This window comes from Cellulophaga sp. BC115SP (assembly GCF_009905545.1).
In the GTDB taxonomy this organism is placed as follows: domain Bacteria; phylum Bacteroidota; class Bacteroidia; order Cytophagales; family Spirosomataceae; genus Flectobacillus; species Flectobacillus rivi.
The window spans coordinates 98,184-115,653 of record NZ_JAAALB010000001.1 but is presented as its reverse complement, the minus strand read 5'-3'; the positions used below and the strand labels follow the sequence as shown (position 1 = coordinate 115,653).

23 protein-coding genes are annotated in these 17,470 nt (G+C 40.0%); all 23 read right to left on the bottom strand.

Annotated elements, in window-relative coordinates:
- Positions 1 to 38: 38 nt before the first annotated feature.
- Positions 39 to 908, bottom strand: coding sequence for a hypothetical protein (locus GVN22_RS00565; RefSeq protein WP_166549125.1), 870 nt, complete (start codon positions 906 to 908; stop codon positions 39 to 41).
- Positions 909 to 1,599: 691 nt separating this feature from the next.
- Positions 1,600 to 2,142 carry a hypothetical protein gene (locus GVN22_RS00560; protein ID WP_166549124.1) on the bottom strand — a complete coding sequence of 181 codons (543 nt, stop codon included), beginning with the start codon at positions 2,140 to 2,142 and terminating at the stop codon, positions 1,600 to 1,602.
- Positions 2,142 to 3,515, bottom strand: a complete 1,374-nt coding sequence (locus GVN22_RS00555) for a hypothetical protein (RefSeq protein ID WP_166549123.1) — start codon at positions 3,513 to 3,515, stop codon at positions 2,142 to 2,144. The genes GVN22_RS00560 and GVN22_RS00555 overlap by 1 nt, the downstream gene beginning before the upstream one ends.
- The gene (locus GVN22_RS00550; RefSeq protein ID WP_166549122.1) at positions 3,512 to 5,587 is read right to left on the bottom strand and encodes a DUF5977 domain-containing protein; all 2,076 of its coding nucleotides are present in this window, start codon (positions 5,585 to 5,587) and stop codon (positions 3,512 to 3,514) included. The genes GVN22_RS00555 and GVN22_RS00550 overlap by 4 nt, the downstream gene beginning before the upstream one ends.
- 1 nt (position 5,588) lies before the next feature.
- A complete protein-coding gene (locus GVN22_RS00545) occupies positions 5,589 to 6,065 on the bottom strand; it encodes a hypothetical protein (protein WP_166549121.1) in 477 nt (158 codons plus the stop codon).
- A gap of 17 nt (positions 6,066 to 6,082) precedes the next feature.
- A complete protein-coding gene (locus GVN22_RS00540) occupies positions 6,083 to 6,913 on the bottom strand; it encodes a hypothetical protein (RefSeq protein WP_166549120.1) in 831 nt (276 codons plus the stop codon).
- Entirely contained in the window at positions 6,907 to 7,299 is a 393-nt protein-coding gene (locus GVN22_RS00535; RefSeq protein ID WP_166549119.1) for a hypothetical protein, read from the bottom strand. The genes GVN22_RS00540 and GVN22_RS00535 overlap by 7 nt, the downstream gene beginning before the upstream one ends.
- Positions 7,296 to 7,574: a hypothetical protein gene (locus GVN22_RS00530; RefSeq protein WP_166549118.1), complete on the bottom strand. Its 279-nt coding sequence runs from the start codon at positions 7,572 to 7,574 to the stop codon at positions 7,296 to 7,298. Before GVN22_RS00530 ends, GVN22_RS00535 begins: the two co-directional genes overlap by 4 nt.
- Position 7,575: 1 nt before the next feature.
- Positions 7,576 to 7,860, bottom strand: a complete 285-nt coding sequence (locus tag GVN22_RS00525; RefSeq protein WP_166549117.1) for a hypothetical protein — start codon at positions 7,858 to 7,860, stop codon at positions 7,576 to 7,578.
- A 37-nt stretch (positions 7,861 to 7,897) separates the two neighbouring features.
- On the bottom strand, positions 7,898 to 8,218 hold the full coding sequence (locus tag GVN22_RS00520; RefSeq protein WP_166549116.1) for a hypothetical protein: 321 nt from the start codon (positions 8,216 to 8,218) through the stop codon (positions 7,898 to 7,900).
- A complete protein-coding gene (locus tag GVN22_RS00515) occupies positions 8,196 to 8,837 on the bottom strand; it encodes a glycoside hydrolase family 108 protein (protein ID WP_166549115.1) in 642 nt (213 codons plus the stop codon). The genes GVN22_RS00520 and GVN22_RS00515 overlap by 23 nt, the downstream gene beginning before the upstream one ends.
- Before the next feature lie 16 nt (positions 8,838 to 8,853).
- Complete coding sequence (locus GVN22_RS00510; protein WP_166549114.1) at positions 8,854 to 9,831, bottom strand: DUF6712 family protein; 978 nt, start codon at positions 9,829 to 9,831, stop codon at positions 8,854 to 8,856.
- A gap of 2 nt (positions 9,832 to 9,833) precedes the next feature.
- A complete protein-coding gene (locus tag GVN22_RS00505; protein ID WP_166549113.1) occupies positions 9,834 to 10,028 on the bottom strand; it encodes a hypothetical protein in 195 nt (64 codons plus the stop codon).
- A 1-nt stretch (position 10,029) separates the two neighbouring features.
- Positions 10,030 to 11,325 (bottom strand): hypothetical protein, encoded by a 1,296-nt coding sequence (locus GVN22_RS00500; protein WP_166549112.1) that lies wholly within the window; start codon positions 11,323 to 11,325, stop codon positions 10,030 to 10,032.
- Positions 11,326 to 11,335: 10 nt separating this feature from the next.
- The gene (locus GVN22_RS00495; RefSeq protein ID WP_166549111.1) at positions 11,336 to 11,680 is read right to left on the bottom strand and encodes a hypothetical protein; all 345 of its coding nucleotides are present in this window, start codon (positions 11,678 to 11,680) and stop codon (positions 11,336 to 11,338) included.
- A gap of 215 nt (positions 11,681 to 11,895) precedes the next feature.
- Positions 11,896 to 13,443 (bottom strand): hypothetical protein, encoded by a 1,548-nt coding sequence (locus GVN22_RS00490; RefSeq protein WP_205690737.1) that lies wholly within the window; start codon positions 13,441 to 13,443, stop codon positions 11,896 to 11,898.
- The gene (locus GVN22_RS00485) at positions 13,418 to 13,945 is read right to left on the bottom strand and encodes a hypothetical protein (RefSeq protein WP_166549110.1); all 528 of its coding nucleotides are present in this window, start codon (positions 13,943 to 13,945) and stop codon (positions 13,418 to 13,420) included. Before GVN22_RS00485 ends, GVN22_RS00490 begins: the two co-directional genes overlap by 26 nt.
- A gap of 62 nt (positions 13,946 to 14,007) precedes the next feature.
- Positions 14,008 to 14,535, bottom strand: a complete 528-nt coding sequence (locus GVN22_RS00480; protein ID WP_166549109.1) for a hypothetical protein — start codon at positions 14,533 to 14,535, stop codon at positions 14,008 to 14,010.
- Positions 14,536 to 14,656: 121 nt separating this feature from the next.
- Entirely contained in the window at positions 14,657 to 15,229 is a 573-nt protein-coding gene (locus GVN22_RS00475; RefSeq protein ID WP_166549108.1) for a hypothetical protein, read from the bottom strand.
- Positions 15,226 to 15,435 carry a type I toxin-antitoxin system SymE family toxin gene (locus GVN22_RS00470; protein ID WP_166549107.1) on the bottom strand — a complete coding sequence of 70 codons (210 nt, stop codon included), beginning with the start codon at positions 15,433 to 15,435 and terminating at the stop codon, positions 15,226 to 15,228. The genes GVN22_RS00475 and GVN22_RS00470 overlap by 4 nt, the downstream gene beginning before the upstream one ends.
- A 59-nt stretch (positions 15,436 to 15,494) precedes the next feature.
- Entirely contained in the window at positions 15,495 to 15,659 is a 165-nt protein-coding gene (locus tag GVN22_RS00465; RefSeq protein ID WP_166549106.1) for a hypothetical protein, read from the bottom strand.
- Between the two features lie 292 nt (positions 15,660 to 15,951).
- Complete coding sequence (locus GVN22_RS00460; protein ID WP_166549105.1) at positions 15,952 to 16,728, bottom strand: N-6 DNA methylase; 777 nt, start codon at positions 16,726 to 16,728, stop codon at positions 15,952 to 15,954.
- Positions 16,729 to 16,766: 38 nt separating this feature from the next.
- Positions 16,767 to 17,462, bottom strand: a complete 696-nt coding sequence (locus GVN22_RS00455) for a hypothetical protein (protein WP_166549104.1) — start codon at positions 17,460 to 17,462, stop codon at positions 16,767 to 16,769.
- Between the last annotated feature and the right edge of the window lie 8 nt (positions 17,463 to 17,470).

Genomic DNA, 17,470 nt, shown 5'->3' with positions numbered 1-17,470 from the left:
CAAGGTAAGGGGGGGGTATTTGGGTTGGTAGGATAAAATTAATCGTACTTTACAGGACTACGGATAATTCGTTTAAAGTCTTCGAATGATTCATATCGTGTGTCAAATTGTATTTTATATAAATTATTACTGAGATATTCGAGTTTATTTAAGTTAAGCATCGCAAATTTTAATGGAAAGTACCATACTTTTCTAAAATCTTTGTTGTAGTATTTGATAAAGAAAACAAAGTTGACATGAATACTTTCGTAAATAACATAGATTACGAGTAAGTAAATAAAAGGAGATACACCAAGAATAATTATAAAAGGAAGCACTAGGGTTTTTAAGTTACTTAGCGTGAAAAAATCACCATATTTAATTGATAGAGCAATGATGTAAATACCAAGTACAAATCCGATTAATGATAATATTTTTTCTAATCTCACACTGGTTTGGTGAAATTCACCAAACTTTCTTTTAACTATCTCGTGTAATAGTACGAGACTTGTGATGAAAGGAAGGAGTAATAATTCAATCCCAAGGCTAAATGTATAAGTAGAAAGATACAATTCAAATATCGCAACCAATTTAATATCTTCAAGGATTTTATGCTTTATATCTTCAATTGATTTAATATTATTTACATCAAGAAATAAAGTGAATCCAGCACCTATAAACCAATATACAGTGTCCTTTAATAATGAATAATTCCAGAAACCTGTTTTAAATAGAAAAAGAATTAATGCTAAATAATAAAGCATAAATAATAGTAAAAACCCTACTAAAGGCGTAAATGCTTTCCAAACTGAGATTATAATTTCCGGTGTTTTAAAATAGGTGAATATCAAAAATGCTCCACCAATAATTAAAGTCCAAACTAGTAGAGAAATATCTCTATTGCTGTATGATTCAATAAATTGTTCCATTTTTCATCTTTGTATTCATAAAGTTAGGACTTTACTCATTTGCTTCAAAATGATTTCCGCAATAGCTCCCTGCATCCTTCTCCAAACATCCCTCACAAACATCGACCTTCTTCTAATGAATTAATCAATAATTTGAAAATTTATTCATTCTTAAGGAACTTTTTTGTGTAAAAATTTGGTTTTTAAAATATAATCATTATTAAATCATTTCAACATGAATCAAACTATTACAAGTTGTTATTGCAACACATGCGGACGAATTGAGTCCCCACTTACATTTCAAGTTTTAGAAGAAATGACTTTTAGCAACATCACCAAAAATAATAAGCATATAAATGGTGATGTGAATTCGGCATATAACTCCATTTTTTATTATCCATGTGATATATATGTATATCAGAAATTGGCTATCACATATGGAATACTAGAGGTTCAAAAGAAACCTAATGGAATATATTACTACAATGCTCTATTACCTCTCGACCAAACTGTAGGTTTCGTTGAAAAATTTGGACAGAGGGTCTCTACAACGGATGTTCAAGATTTAGTAAAGTTTACTTCTTTAACAGATAGATACAAAGCACATGGATATGTTTCAGGTTCTCAGGGAACTAGGAACTCATTCTGTCTTCAGTGCAGAATGTCATTAAATTTTTCTATACCTATTCTTTAAATCTATGCTTATTAAATTTTATGTCATTTCCATTTTCTTTGCAATCTCTGAGGTAATTAACTCCGCAATTGAGCTCTGCATCCTTCTTCTAACATCCCTTACAAACATTGACCTTCCTTTGTTGTACCAGCCGTCGCCACGACGTCTTACTGTTCCTCGGTTTACACGATTGTATGCCATTGCATAGGCTAGGCGGTTGATAGCTACGCTTGTGATAGGCATTCGTTTGGCGCCGTAGTACCCAGGTATTCCATTAAAATCTGATAAGCCTTTAAAAGCGATAAACTTTTTTAACCCTTCAATAAGCGCTCCTTCAGGGTCGGGTTTGCCCCCTCTGAACTGCATAGTTTTTAGATCCAAAAATCTTCCGTAATGATGGAAACTGATTTTTACCTCAGCGTACAGCTCACTTGCCACAACAATAACCGATTTTTTGAACTGTTCGTGTAGCTCATTGGTAAGCACTAATCCTCGTTCTTTGATAAACCGTTGGAAATACAAGACGGCAGCATCTTGTATTTCGTTTAGCTCTGTTTCGAAAAGTTTTTCTAATTCTTCCATCAATAAACACGGTAAGCAGTGCCAATACAGCCTTGAGAGAGGTTGTGTAAAGGACACTCGATTTGGTCAAATAAATAATTTACTCCGTTGATATGGACCTTTTGGTCGGGTGTCCACTGTGCCAAATCACTTTCGGTTATGTACAAGGTTACTGGAGGTATGATAAAGGTGTTTTGATTGAGCCATTCTTCTTCCTGATAATAGCGATTGAATAGCCCATTAGTAGTATTCCAAAAAAGCTCAAGAGAATTGGTTTCTGCTTTTGCCAGGGGAATCCCGTTTTGTAATCCACTCCATTGTAAAATCCTTGGACTAAATGTTTTGTCGTTTTGCCCTACAGTGATGCCTTGCTGGAGGGTATAAGGGAGACCGTTAACCGTAGGGAGGGTACTCCAAACGGTTTCGATTTTGGTAATATCCTCGTTGGCTCCTGTACTTAGGTAGCTTTCAAGAGGCATAAGTTTTGTGACTCCATCGTTTGAATCCTCGGTAAACAGTAACTCCAAACCAGATGATCCAAATGGAATTTTACCTTTGATGGGGCTTGCCTTTTTGCTCCAGTCCAAAGTACATTCAGATTGATAAATACTTTTTCGGGTTTTGAACTGGAGCGTACGATTAGGTACATCAAAGAACAGCGCCGAATTGGTGAGCTTGGCAAACTCCAATAAGAATTGCCCTACTGTTAAATCAGGTAAATGATTTTGCGGTAAAATCGCTCCTAAAGAATCCAAGCTTTGCGTATTGTAGATAATCCAATGGTTGATTTCGGGTGTATCGAAACTAAAAATAAAGCCAGTAAGTGAGGCTATTTGTTCAAGAATATACCTGACAAAAAACATGGGTACTTTTGGCCCGGTGGTATAGCCATTGCTATAGTCATTGATTTTTCCGTTGAACCCTTCAGGGGGATTTTGGTAAAATTCGGGTGACCAAATGCAGGGAAATACAAAACCACCATTTTGATAGGTATTGGTTAGGGTATTGTTGTAATTGGTCGGTAAAGCAATGCTTCCAAAGTCGATACTTCTTAAACTTTTGGTTCTGATATTGCCAAAAGCATCTGCAAGCCCAGAAGTGTAAGCCAGTCGATAATTATCAATCGCTTCTATCGGTAACACATAGCCACGAGTAAGCATATTGGTATTTACATATTGCTCACAGTACATTCGTTGGATAGCCGTTGCTGACTGTGGATGCCTAAAATACCCCAAAATCCTATCGTTTTGTAAGGTAAAAGGTAGGTTGATTTCCTCGGCATAATCTCCAATAATTTCATCTCGCTGAAACACCGGACTTTTTCGCACAAGGTTGATGGCTGTATCTGGAGAAACGTCTACCGTTTGTCCAGCAATTTTTATGAGTAGTTTCATAGGGTTTCGAACAAGACAAAAACTTTCGCTTGAGAGGGAATAGCCACTGAAATTTGATAGATATATGCACCTTCACCTGCTTGGAATTCAGCTGGAGTAATAGTTTTGGTCGCCAAAGACGTTCCGTTTGCATATATCTTCACTCTTACCGATTTATCCCAGCCATAAATAGTCAACATATAAGACTCACCACACGGGAGTAAAATATCATTTTTACCCACAGGATACACCTTGGAATTTGGATTGGTATTGTTCTGAATCGCCCAGTGGTTACCAAATACCAAATCAGCATTATTGCCCGAAGCTGCACCAAGTCCACCGTTAATTTGACAGTTCATGGTACTAGGTTTGGTTACATAGCGGTAATTGAACTGATTGACTGGTGGTTGTGGATTCATGGTATAAAATTCTGGCGCCGCAAGACACGAAGCATATAGATTAGCGTATTCCTGAGTATTGAGAAATGCCCATCTTGCTTTGGCTCGGTTGTCTGCTTCTTCTTGAGACTGTCCGCCAAAGGTATTAGCTGGTACAGTTATGGTGGCGTAATCGCCGTAACTGTTGATACAATTGTTACGGGTATAAGTGCCTTTTTGAGCAATTACAGTGTTTTTAAAGGGAGCATTGCCAGCGCTACAAGCCGAAGAAAGGGCAGGAGCAAAGTACCCTTCAGTGCCTGGGAAATTATCTTTTGGAGGCACACCTTTTACCTTTTCGCCCGTGTCTTTATACGCCAAAACCAATTGTGAGGCTGCCTGAAAGCCTGTAGTCAGACCCGTTTCGGGGTCATAGATACAATACGGATTTGACGGAATCCATACCAGCTCACGGGTAGTTTGTTGGGGAGCTGTAGGTAAGTCCGAAAAAGCATTCTCGGTTTTGGCAAATTCAAATTCAAAAGTACGTCCTGCCAAATCCTCATTATCTTGGGTATAATCATAAGCATCGCTATTAAGTGTAACAGGAATAAAGCCATCGTTTGACACCAAATAGATTTCTTTGGCAAACATTAGCTCGTTAAGATAGGCGGTTTGGTCGCCATCAAAATAGCCAGTATTTAGATTGAGTACTTTTTTGCCCGTGATTTCAGTTACAAATACCTCAGCACTCGAAGCCTGATAATTGCTTTCGAGTACTTTTTCGCCCTTGGTACGGTTGACCTTGAGGCTCCCTAGTCCCGTTCCAGTGGTTCGGATAGTATCATAACCTCCTAAAGAATTAACAAAAATGACATACCTCGTATTAGGAAAATACTGGGTTTCGAGGGTATAAGTTCGTATTTCTGTCAAGCGCTGGTTGACATCATTGCTTAACCATACTTGATAATCCACTACTTTTTTGGTGTCAGTTTCGAGCAAATCAAGCCCCAAGGTTACAAATCCCACAGGGATACAGTAAACGGTGTATTGTGTAGGATTTACCAAAAATTGAGGTGTGAGAACGGTAGTGCTGCCATCCGAAAAAGTGACCTCTACCCGAACATTGACTTTACTGGGTTTTGGGAGCAGATTACAAAGCCAGTATAAGAATTCCGGTTGTTCTCGGTCGATAGTTTTTTCCCTGGGATGAAATGTTAAAAAGGGTTTATTTTGGTCAAAATAGTTGGTGAAAAAATTATCTTTCCAACCAGGGTATTGATCGGCGCTTAAACCTGCTTTGATGGCAAAAAGCGTATCTGAAGTAGAAACAGTACCCAGTACCCCAGTATTATTTTTGATAGCGCTTTTGACTTTAAAAGGTATCGTCATTGAGGCGCAAACCATGATTTGGTTTTGGTTGTATTTGGGTGGGCAATAAGACAATAACCCATCCAAAATAGAATCAATCTCAAAATCAGTCCCATAATAAAAAGGCGCACCCGACAAAATTTGCATGGGGCGTTCGCTTGCCACACGCTCAGCAAGCTTGACAAATTCGGCAGATTGGTAAGCCTTTGGGGTATGAATTTCGATATAGGTCAGTAAACCAGCTCTCAGGGTCACCAATGGGTCGAAGGCATCCACATGATAGGTAAGCTTATTTCTGCTAAAGCATAAAGGCAGGTGACTGATTCCAGTAGCAAGTGAATCCATATTAGTTACAATTACAATGATTAAAAATCTTGTCGATGTTGTAGGTAAAAATGATTTCGTTACGCCAGCCCATCGCGTTGGAGTTGGTGATTTTAGAAACCTGATGCAGTTTGTTTTCTATGATTCCACACTCAAACCATTCCGAATTTTCTACAATAGCTTCTTGCTCCTTGAGTTTCGAAAAGAAACGAATGCTTGCATCGAGCGTTTCGCTCCAAATAGCATCTTGTTCTACGGGGTCGTTGGAGTTTGGTTTCATGAGCACAGTTACACCCAGAACAAAGGAAATATTCATGATATCGTATTCGATAGGTTGCAATACTCCTTCTGAAGTATCCAAAAAGAGACAGGCGCCTTCCTTGTAATTGCTGGTGTAATACTTCTGAATACGCTCAATGATAAATTCGGCTGAGCCTACATGACGAAAATCCACTATGCCAGTAGTGGATTTTGCTTGAGCCTCTAAAAAGGCTAACATTTGGGAAAAGTTTGATATCATGATTTGAGTCTTTGGGCTTCCATTAAACGTTCTTGTTCTTTTACCTCAAGGGTATCATCAAGGCATTTGGTCCATACGAGGTGTACATTTTGGTGACAAACCGCCTCGAAATTGCCAAAAGTACCTTTTTCGGCTACTGACATGAGCATGGTAACCCATCCCATCCCGTTTTCGTAGCGAGGCGCACGCCCATCGTCACCCATCATATTGGCATAGGATTCTAAAAACAGGGTATTTTGAGATTCGAAATATTGGAGTAAAGCGATTTTGATTCCGATATCAAGGCTTTTAAATTCCTTAGCACGAGCTTTTACCCGTTGACCGTTGTATGGTTCTCTGATATCGCCGTCCCAGTCCTTGGATTGTTGGAACTCGTGGAGATCGTTACGAGCAGGACGGCACAAGGTTGCCAGTAATTCGTCGAGCGCATCGAGATTAGGTTCATCAGGATTGGCAAAAGCTAAATACTGCATATTTGCCCAAGCAACGTCCACCGCATCAGAATTAGCAAAGCTTTCTTCAAAAACAAAGTAGGTAATTCCCTGGTGTTTGAATTCGGCAAAAGGTCTTTCTACTATCTTTTGCTCAAAAGCAAAACGAGCAATTTTTACCAAAGCTTGGTATTGCTGGATTTCCAAGGTTAGTTCGTTCCAAAACTGTGGACTACAACCCAAGAGGATAAAAACAGCATATTCCTGTTCCGTTTCTGAGATGTCTTCTATTTTCCAGTGAATCAATGGAGAGAGTTTGGCGATTTGCTCAAGAGAACATTCCTCCCAGCGTTCGGGCATATCAAATTCCCATGCGTTGAATTGAACCTTTACCATAAACCTACAATTTTGAGAACTATTACCGCTCGATATGCCCAAATCTCTATGGTTTTTAAGACCGCTTTGGTTTTGGACTTATTGAGGGCTTGTTGTTGAAGGATATCCACATTAACTCTTTCGGCTATTTCAACTTTCTGGTAGCTAATGATGGTGTCTTTTAGGGCAATAACCGAATCTCGAATAAGTACTTGTTTCTTGAGGAAATCAGCCTCCATTTTGGCTTTGAGGGCATCTTTGGCACCTTGTTCGGTCAAGACATAATACCCTTTTGGAAGGAGCTGACGAAGACTATCGGTAGTTGTACGCTGAGTCGATTGCGCTTTGCAGGTTGTCGCCAGACATCCTATCAATAAAATCACTTTTACGCTTAAATTGAGCTTCATCGTTTTGCTTTGTCTTTGATAAATCTTCGAGTTTCTTTTCGGCTGAAGTAGCCTTTTGGTGCGCCTGCTCTGCTTGATTGCGGTGCTGTTTGGCTGTTTGCTGTAAGGTCTGAACTTGAGTCGTTTTCACACGTTGCCATCTGTTTAGGATGATTATCAATAGGATAATCGTTGCCAAAATGAACAGCTTGTATTTGATAGCCCAGTTTTTTACAGAGTTCCCAAAGCCAAACAGCCTCGCTGTCGTTTGGGAGATCCACAGTGATTCGAGCCATTTCATCTCAAATACCCCTTTTCGGCTTTTTCTGTGGTGGCATCCACAATGGCTTTGGTAGTGTAGTCCACCGTGAGCTGTGAAACCAAGGCAGTGAGTAAACCGCTAATCCAAACGGATTTGTCACCCGCTAAAAGTAACCAGTCAGGAAGCTCCATTTGCGCCTGAAGTTGGGCGATACTCGCACCGATTGCAGCCAATACCAGGGAAATGTTTCGGATGGTTTTGAAAATGGACGGGGTAGGAGAAGTAAGTCTCTCGATAACACCCAAATTTTGATTGAGCATACAAGCAATAGGATTAAAAGATGGAACAGTTTGAGCCCTAACGCCTAGCTATCCGCTTGCGGTTGAGTATGGCATCGTTTTGCTCAATGAGTTTACTCATTTCATAGTTTTGCTCCGAAATACGCTTGGCCAACAAACGGTTCTCGATAATCACCGTTTTGTATGCTGCCACGCAGGTATCGCAAAGCCCTTCAGAATGAGAATCGATACTGTCGATAGTCTTACGAATCGTAGCGATTTGGGTAATTTTTTGGACAGAATCTTTGTGAGGATTAGTGCTTTTTACGGTATCATTTAACGAACCGAAAAAGGTAAAAGCGCAAAAAATAAAGGCGCTAAAGAGCAATGTAATTTTCATCGGTATGAGCGTTTTTTAGTGTAGAAATTCGGTTTAACCAGCCTTTTAAAAACTTTCGTTGAGTACCTACCCCTATCTTTTTGTAATAATTGGATCGATACTGGTAAATGAACTTATAAAGCTTTGAAGGATTAGCCTTGTTGATGGCTTCGAGGGTTTTGGTTCCAATGATACCGTCTGCCTTTAAACCAAGATGTTTTTGGATAGTCTTGACATGTACATGGTTTCGACCAGTCCCGCAGTTGATTATCATATCGCCTATGATTTCGGCTATTCCTTGGTTATGGACTTCACTTAGCCGATGGAATTCCCAGTATCTAGTAAGATAAATTGGCTTGACATCGAGCAGGGTCGTTATCCGTAAATCATTCACCTCCAGTTTGCCGTTTTTGTCTTTATCGCAACTGATAAGAATTAGTGTGGTACGATTACACCAATTTTTGTACACGGCGTAGGTAATTCCAAACTTGGTGGCGCCTCCTTTATCATATTGAACCATGACAAAGTAATATCCTTCAGCTTGAATCAATCGAGGAAAATACAGGTCAAAAACAGAGGCAAAGCCATTGAGATTTAATAATAAAACTAGGGAGAACAGGGCAATAAGTTTTTTAAACATGGTGTAGAAAAATTTACTATTTCATCCTAAAAATTGATTTATACTTGCTGTTGTCGGGTAGTCGCCCACGTTCTGGCTTGTACGCTGCTTGATTAGCAAAATCGCTGAAGGTTGCCACATTCTTCGATAAAAAGCCTATCAAATCATTGTACGCCCCATCGGTTCGGTTTTGAATACCCCGTTTGTATTCTGCCCAAAGTTTCTCATCTGGTGCTTTGGTGTTGTTGATACCATCAAACTCACTCAAGACTCTCAAAGACCCATTGCCGAGCTGTACCACATTCAAAAAAAGTAAGGCTTCTTCATACGCTGCCCAAGCTATATACTGCTTGAGTAATCGACAAGCATTGACCAGTACCTCATCGGTGGCGTTGTTGATATGCGCTTGTTTGATTTGTGTTAAAGTAGCCATCCCAATTACTGGTAAAACCTTGGATACCTCAGCCCAAACAAAGTAGCGGTTGATACTAACGAACATCCTATACGAACCACCTACCAAGGGCAAAACATCAGTAAGATGGGTGGCGGTTGGAAACCAAACACTTTTGAGCGATATGCCGTAGGGAGTAGCCCAAAAAGCTTGGTAGGTGGTCTTATTCTTGAATAGCTCCAGTAAAACTGATTCCAGTGCATTAGAGGCGTTTTCAATCGTTTCTCGCTGGCGTTTTTCAAGTACTCCAATTCGCAAAGGTTTGGTGCTATCGGATTCGGTTTCTTGTAAACCGTTGTCGCTATCCAAGCCGATGGAATAGGGCAAATACTTGTGATAGGCATAAAATGCCAAAGCTCTGCTGACAAGCGGTAATATTGGGTTGTTTACCTCACTGTTGAGGGCTTGTGCTTCTAAAATTGCCCAGTATTCAGCTCCCAAAGCTTTGACCAAGTAATCTTGTTGCGCCAGCTCAAGGTAAGGTTTTAAAGAATCAAAGGTGAAATCAGAGGAAATGGCTCTTCCTAAAAATGCCCTCATTTCCTGTGTGGATTTGATTAGCATGATTAGAATAGTTTATCGAAGAACCCACCAAATAATAATAAGATAAGGTCAATTCCAAAGTAGACGCAAGTACCCATAATAACACCAGCCGCATTGATTACGGAAATGTCACCACGTTTTACCTGTACTCGTGTTCCTATCCAAATGACCGTAAGGATTATAATTCTTAATACAATCCAAATAATTTGCGCTACCATATTAAGAGGCGTTTGAGGTGGTTTTCTGCGTTCCTGTTGGGTTTACGTCCAAGGTTTGCAGAATGATATTTTTATAAGCAAAAACTACATTGTTGGGTAATTCCAACACAGGTTTGATTTTGCGGTTGAGCACTCGAAGAATCATTTGACGTTCACGTGGGGTTCGGTACTGTTGTTGGAACTCAGCCGAAACACGAAGTTCAGAGCCTGAGCCACCCATTACCTTACCATTGGAAACCCCTGCAATGTTGGAGAGTATTGATGAGGCGTTAGAAATCGCTAACATCACAATCTCATACAGCTTCAGATATTCGTCACCTTTGATGCCACGTTCTACGGGAACAATCTCGATGTACGGGGTTAACTTTCCATCGGGACCCACGGCACATTCATCGGCAAGCATTCGATTTGAGCCTTGTTCTCCACTTAAAAGCGAATCTACATTTTCCCAAAACTCCTCTCTGAAGGCATCTTCACCACCTTCATATTCAGCACCGAACTTGCTAAAGTACTCACTAGCAACACGAACGATATTGGCAGCATTGTACTGGGTATCGAGTCCATTGATATGAAAATCCCAAAGACGATTCGCAATGGAAATGGCTTTTTGGACTGGCCACCAAGTCGCATAGCTGTAATAAAATTGTCCCGTCTGTGTTCGCTTCACGTGCATGATATACTCACCTTGTTTGCTCAAGTCAGTATCCAACTTGAGGGAAGGCGTAACGATAATATCCTTTTGTGAATTACTAGCCCATTCACCACTAATCAGATAATTTTGGACAGCTCCCAATTTGAGTTCCTTGTCTGCCCGACACAAAAGCGGGTCAATGGCAGTGATTAACGGGACTTTATCCTTTTCAATGCTCACATTAGTAAATAGGTTTGCCGTATCTACTATATGGCATCCAGCCGATTCGTTGAACTCGCTTAGGTCGTTTTTCTGGATAAAGTCATGGAGTTTTTTATATTTCTCCGTCTCAATCGGGGTTAAAATCTCCGTTCCCTTATCAAAAGTTTGCTCGAAAACTCCAATACCTGCACCAAAAAGAAAGTCCTTTCTAGCTTCCAGTAGGTTTATTAAGTCGCTATTTGAGGCAAGCAAGTCCATCATTTCATTGGGCTTTTTGTTGTTCATTCCCCAGGGAAATATCTGATAGCTTTTCTCGCCAACCTTAACGTTTTTCTTTACTTGAGTTGAGCCATTGCCAACGTTGGAATCCGAACGAGTTCCAACATTGACAGAAGCTTTTGTTTCATGGGCGCCAAAGTAAGCTTTCCCGACTGAATTTATCATAGGTGTACAACTAAAAACGATGGTCAATAAACTCGCCATTGAAGGCTATAATGCCACAGGCATGAATTTCGAATTTTCCGTCAGTGGGATGCCACAAATACAATTTCCCTGCTACACGGTTTTCATGTTTGATAGAGCTTAAATCTCTTTTACTCTCAGGGTTTGGATTTGAGGGTCTTCTACTACAGCCCTTCTTTTCTCCAAATGTTCCATCGACTTTGGTATAAATCAAATCGAAAGTGTCTGGGAAGCCTGAGCCTTTTCCAGCCATTTGGTACTGGTGATAAGCATCTTTGAAATACATACTAATGCCGTTTTGATGATTCAAAGTTGGGATTTGAATCAAAAAAATCATAGGACAAAACTTTTAGGGGCGAAATAGGGGAGGATTTGAGCGGAATTCTACTCTACAAAAGGGTGATAAGCTTGATAGTCAGAAGGTTAGCCCCGTGTATGGGGCTAAAAATTCTACTCTTTTCACAATTCCATGCTCGCACAGGGACAAAATGGCGTGCGCCAAAAAGATTTTTGGGAATATATGAAACCTGTAACTGGGTAACGCCAAAAAATTTAGCTTGCCTTCTTGAATAGGAAGGGTCTGGCTTTGGCGCTGATATAAGAAAGATATTTTGAGAACTTTCTAAACATAATATAATCGAATGTATCGCTTAAGTGTGTGGCGAACTCTTGAGGAATGTCTTTCTTTTCAGAGCTTTTATCTTTCTCAAAGTTGTCTCCAACAATTGGCGCATCTTGTAAAGACATAACCATAGCTTTAGCAGACCAGCCATTAATAAGGATAGTAGGTACCTTTGCTATAGTACCCTTGAGTATCTCATTAACTAGCTTATAGCGTATGTTGTAGGGTGGGTACCCTGTTTGTACCTCATCAAATATCACCCATTTATCCTTACGAAAGGCCGTTTTTATATCCTCAAAATAGGGCTTTCTATTAGCATCTTTTTTAGAGCCGCCATTATCACCATATAAAACAACCCGCTTATTATTGTGATTTTTGTACCTCGTAATTAGGTCTTGAGTAAGCTTGTTTACTAAGAGTCCGTCTGGAGCTTCCTTTACCCAAAGCACATCAATACACTTAAATTCATTGCCGAAATCTTGCCAAATAGAGACTGAAGTAAATTTAGCGTTAAAGTCCCAGCTAATTTCCAGAGGTCTATTGGGGTCATAATCGAGCCTTTCATAGTCCATGTAAACGTGTCTGTCCGAAAAGGCGGAATAAAAAGAGTTTGGGTTTTTGGTTCTTCTTTTATTCAAAATCTCCACATCAAAACTGAGTGGATCCAAAACCTCTCTTTGGTCTTCGATGTAATTCCCTGGTAAAAACATGAGATTGTCATACGCTGAACCCTGCATATAGTGATACTTATGCGGTTTTTGTTGAGCCAAATCTTCAGTTTTATAAATCCATCTTCCTTCGGCGAGCCATGGAGCAGAAGTAAAATCAATAATTGCCCAGTGAAGTGGATGGTTAAAACCTTTTCTTCCTGGTCTTGTATCTTGGTATGCGTATTTGTTTGCCCTTACTGTTGGACGTAAGATTTTATTAAAGATTTCCTCTTTGATGGTAGCTGATTCATCAATAAATAACTGGTCAAGGCTTGTACCTCTTTTGGCTTGAATTTGCCCTACAGATAAAAAATCGACAGTATATCCATTGGCAAAACAAATACAGTTATCATATTTTCGAAGAGGATATTTGGCTTTTTGCCAATGCTCTGGAGGACGTTGATTGACGGTGTAGCAACCAGTACCTGTCTTTGAATTGTACTCTTCGTATCCCCAAGCCTTGAATACTTCTGCCGATTGACTCAGGATGATATCAGAAACTTGACGCAGGGTTAACCCAACTAAACCAGCTCGTGCGCCTGGTAGCTCACTGGCAGATAAGGCAATAATATGACAGAGTAGATGGCTTTTTCCAAATCCACGACCGCATTGAGCGGTGGCACGCCAGCCACCAGTGAAACCCCAACCTCGTGGGTCTTTTGGGTCGGGTGTGTCTGCAAGGTTGTTGAGAAAGGCTTCCAGAAAGTCCGCTTGTTTGTTATTTAGCAGGATTTCGGACGTATTACTCAAGTTCGATTGTGTCTGCATTTTCTTCTGGTGTAGATTGATAGTTGTTGTTTACCGTTACTCGATTGAACACAATTTGGCGTTTTGGCATCAAATCGGCTGGGTTGAGCTGTGGTTGATCTGTGTAAACATTGGATAGTTTACCGATTTCTTTTACCGAAGCAATTACCGCATGGGCGTCGCGTTCTTTGATGGCAAGACTCATAGCGATATAGAGATTTTCCACCAAAATACGCTTGGTGCCTTCTTTGTCTATTTCCTCAACACGTCCATAGAGTTCCGTTGCTTCTTGAAGGATTCTAGCCGCTTGGGCATACTGAGTACCCTCATCTTGCATGAGCATCTGTTTTACGTGTTGAGGTGAAAAGCCTTTACAACGCCAACTAAAGGCCTTACGGTATTTTTCGAGCATGGTTTGCTCCGAAGGAGAGAGCTTGCCTCTACCTAATAGGTAATCTTTGTACTTGTCTAGCTTATCTTGAGTTTTAGCCAGGCTCTGTTCTTTTTTCTGAAGTTCTTCCATAGGTGTAATAAAAAAGTCCGCCATAAATGTATGACGGACTTTTTCACTTGAAAAGGATAATTCTAGAATTCAAAATTGATGCTACTTATTATCAAAAGATTCGGGTCTCTAACATCTCTAAACCATTTAACATTAACCTTCATAATGTCGATGTTAAAGTTCACTTCCCTATCCTTACATTGAAATTCTCCATAATCTACTTTAGAATTGATTAGGGTTTGATGGAAGCCTAATAAAATTAAATTCAAATTCTGAATTGGTATTGAAAAAATTTGCTCATTGCCCTCACTCAATCTGAAGCACGCTTGAAACGTTTCACCGCTAATTATTTTGACTGGTATTTGTATCTGATACGGATACCCAAACTTGGTCTGAAAAAGTGGTAAGTTTACATATCTCACCTCAGAGGCTACTGTAGAAAAGAAAGAATTTGAGTAATCGTTCGAGGGGTAAACATCAAAAAAATCAGCAATTTTATCTTGACTAATCTCTGTCAGAACTTTCTGTATTGCAACATTAATCTTAGAGAATTTGTCGCTGCTGGTGGCAATTAAATCAATTTGGTGATCATAAAAACTAAATCTATCCATTTTTAGTTGTTGGATAAGTTATCTAAAATCAAGATTGGCAAAGTAATTAGCCAATCTTGACAAAACCTTTTTTAGAGGTCAGTTTTGTAACACTTGTAGTCTAACACAAAGTTCAGATTTTTCAAAATAATTTTAACCCACCACCTTTACTCTCAATGGCATCCTTTGCTAAGTCTCGATAGGCTTCTTCGCATAGCTGGGGTTCGTGGGGTTTTAGTTGAGTACCTTCTTCGAAGAAGTGACCGAAGCCTCGCCCTAATCTTCTGCCTCGTTCGGTGTGTTTGTCCAGGGCGACGTCTGGGACTTGGATTCTTCTGAAGGGATGTGTGAGCCATGCCCAAATCAATGCCCAATCTATCAATCTACTCTTTTTGGCTCGACAGAGCTTGATTACCGCATGGGTTAGGAACAGCCTTTGGGGTTCGTTCTTATCGTCTTTCTTTTTAGCTTGTTCGCGATACATTTCGTATAAAGCCCAAATCTCTGAAGATATATGAGGTTCGGCGAGTCCTATATCTTCGCTTGACATTATCCGAAGACGCTTAAAGCACCATTCGCCGTAACCGCTATCGTAGAGCTCCACTGCCCAGAATAGTGCTTCACGTTCCAAACCTCTTCTTATACATTTTTGGAGGGCAGATATTACCTCACTGCCCTCATAGCCTTTCTTGGTTGTTATTTTATGTTGACTCATACTGTTGCAATCTTAATTAGGGCATGACCACCCTCTAATTTTTCAAATGAAATGTTGACTGTTTCGCCGATTTTGAAGCCTGCCTCTCTGAGATATTCGCCCGATATCACAATCTTGGGCACTCTAGTTTCTTTCCAACGGCTTCGTACATATCGCCTAGAAATTTTGATATTTCTAGCTTTTTGGTTTAAATTTGAGCTGTTCATTATTGTAATGTATTTTACAGTAATTAAAAGCCCAAGCTCGTCCCTTGGGCTTTTTGATTTTAGAATAGTGTTGTTTGTTCGTCCTTTTTAAAAAGTGGCAAATCGCTGGTACGTTTCTGCTCTGATTTGCGCTTGGTTACTTTTACTTGATAATTACCTACAAGCTCCAAGAATTGCTTTTGCTCTGCTGGTGACATTTTTTCGAAATCTCTACGCTTCATCATTTTCTACCTCCTTTCATTGATTTGTAAACTTGAGATTCGGTAAGTAGATTTTTGGCGATTTGCCAACTTACTTTTAAGGAGAGCGAAAAGCTGATTAGCCCATCTCTAAATAGTTTCCAAGCTCGCTTCATTAGCTTCTGGAAGTCGTACGTCTTACTGTCTTTTTTGTTCATTATTGTATTGATTATCAGTTAATTATATTGTTTTAACTGATGTAAATTTCTCCCGACAGAACGGATATAAAAAGCGTTTTGCCATTTATTTTTAAAATAAAATGCTGATTTTCAGGGGTTTAGAAAAGGCTCATTTGCCCATTGTTCAAAACCTTCGCTTCGGTTTTCGCTGGTACAAATTCGCCTCTAGGTGCTGCCTTGGTTTGGGCTTTAGTTGGTTTTACATAAAAGTAACTATCCTCGAATTTTTCAATTTTTATCAAGGTTGGATGCCCTATGCTGTTGAGGTAGGTATTGATTTTGTAGCCGAAGCGCCATTCGTAGGCAATAGAATCCATACACGAAACTTCACCCACACAACCATGTACTAGCATATTGATTGCCGACATTTTAGTACAAATAGGGTCGATGTCTGCACCGAATTGAAAATTCCCTGGAGCTTTAGCGTGTGAAGCAATCAGCATCCTTCCTGAGCCACAACATGGATCCAGTACTTTTTTTCCTTGCCCTTTGGAATGGGTTTGTTCGAACATTACCATTAAATCCACAATAGAGGGTGGTGTAAAGAATTGCCCCATTGCTGAGGACTTCCATCGGCTCGCTATGGTTTCATAAATGATGCCCAGGGTATCGTACCAGTCCGTATCAGAATGAATACAACCATATTGGCAGGACATATAGGCCTGAAGTAGCTCTTTGAATAGTTTATATTCTGCACCGTATTTCTTTTGTAAGCGGTTAGCCAGTTCTTTGTCGCCAGTGGTGAGAAAACAGGCTATGGTAAAATCTAAAAAATCACTGAAAACTTCGTTGTAGCTACTGTGACGGTAGGCAATCTTGTCGAGTATTTCCGCAAACTCCTTGAGTTCTTTAGGAACGTCTTGAATTAGGCTCATGGGCAATAAAAAAGCCCCTCAGTCGAGGGGCTTTGGTCTTAAAATGGTACGTCTTCGGTTTGGTTGGTTTGTGTGAAAGTGTTGGCTTTAATCAGGTGTTCTGCGTAGTAGTCTTTTAGCGCAAAGGATGTGAGTTCTTTAAAGCGATTTTCTAGGGCTCTAACTTTCTGTGCCGCTGGTGAGCTGTAGGCGTTACGACGATAGGTTCTGACAAACTCCAATACATCATCGATGGTGATTTCAAACTCGTACAGATGGTTCATTTCTTGGATTTGAACATCGAGATTTAAACCTTCTTTATTGAACCATGACTTTGATACATCGGTTAACCAATTTTTGTCGCCCCAACGTTCGAAATCAGTTTTTGGAAATGGTTTTAAATACTCGTTCATAACGCTGTTTTTATCGAGCCAAGCATTTTCCTCAGTTTTGGCAGACTGCCAGAGCTGGGCAATTTCAAGAGGGTTTTGAGAATGTTCGAACAAATAATCCGCTAATTGTTCCTGTGACATTAAATCACTGATTTCGGTAGTAAGGTAGGAGAGGTGCGAAACGGAGTAGATATTCATGGTAGCGCAAATCAATTTATCGAGGGTATTGATGTGCATTTTGCGTCCTACCTGTGTGGCCCAGGCTTTGTATTCCGCTTCAGTTTTTCCAGTGTTTTGGATGTAGCGCTCAAGGTTAGTTTGAACCTTTGATTTGTCTTTGATTTCCGTCGTCTGAGTGTTCATTGTTGTGT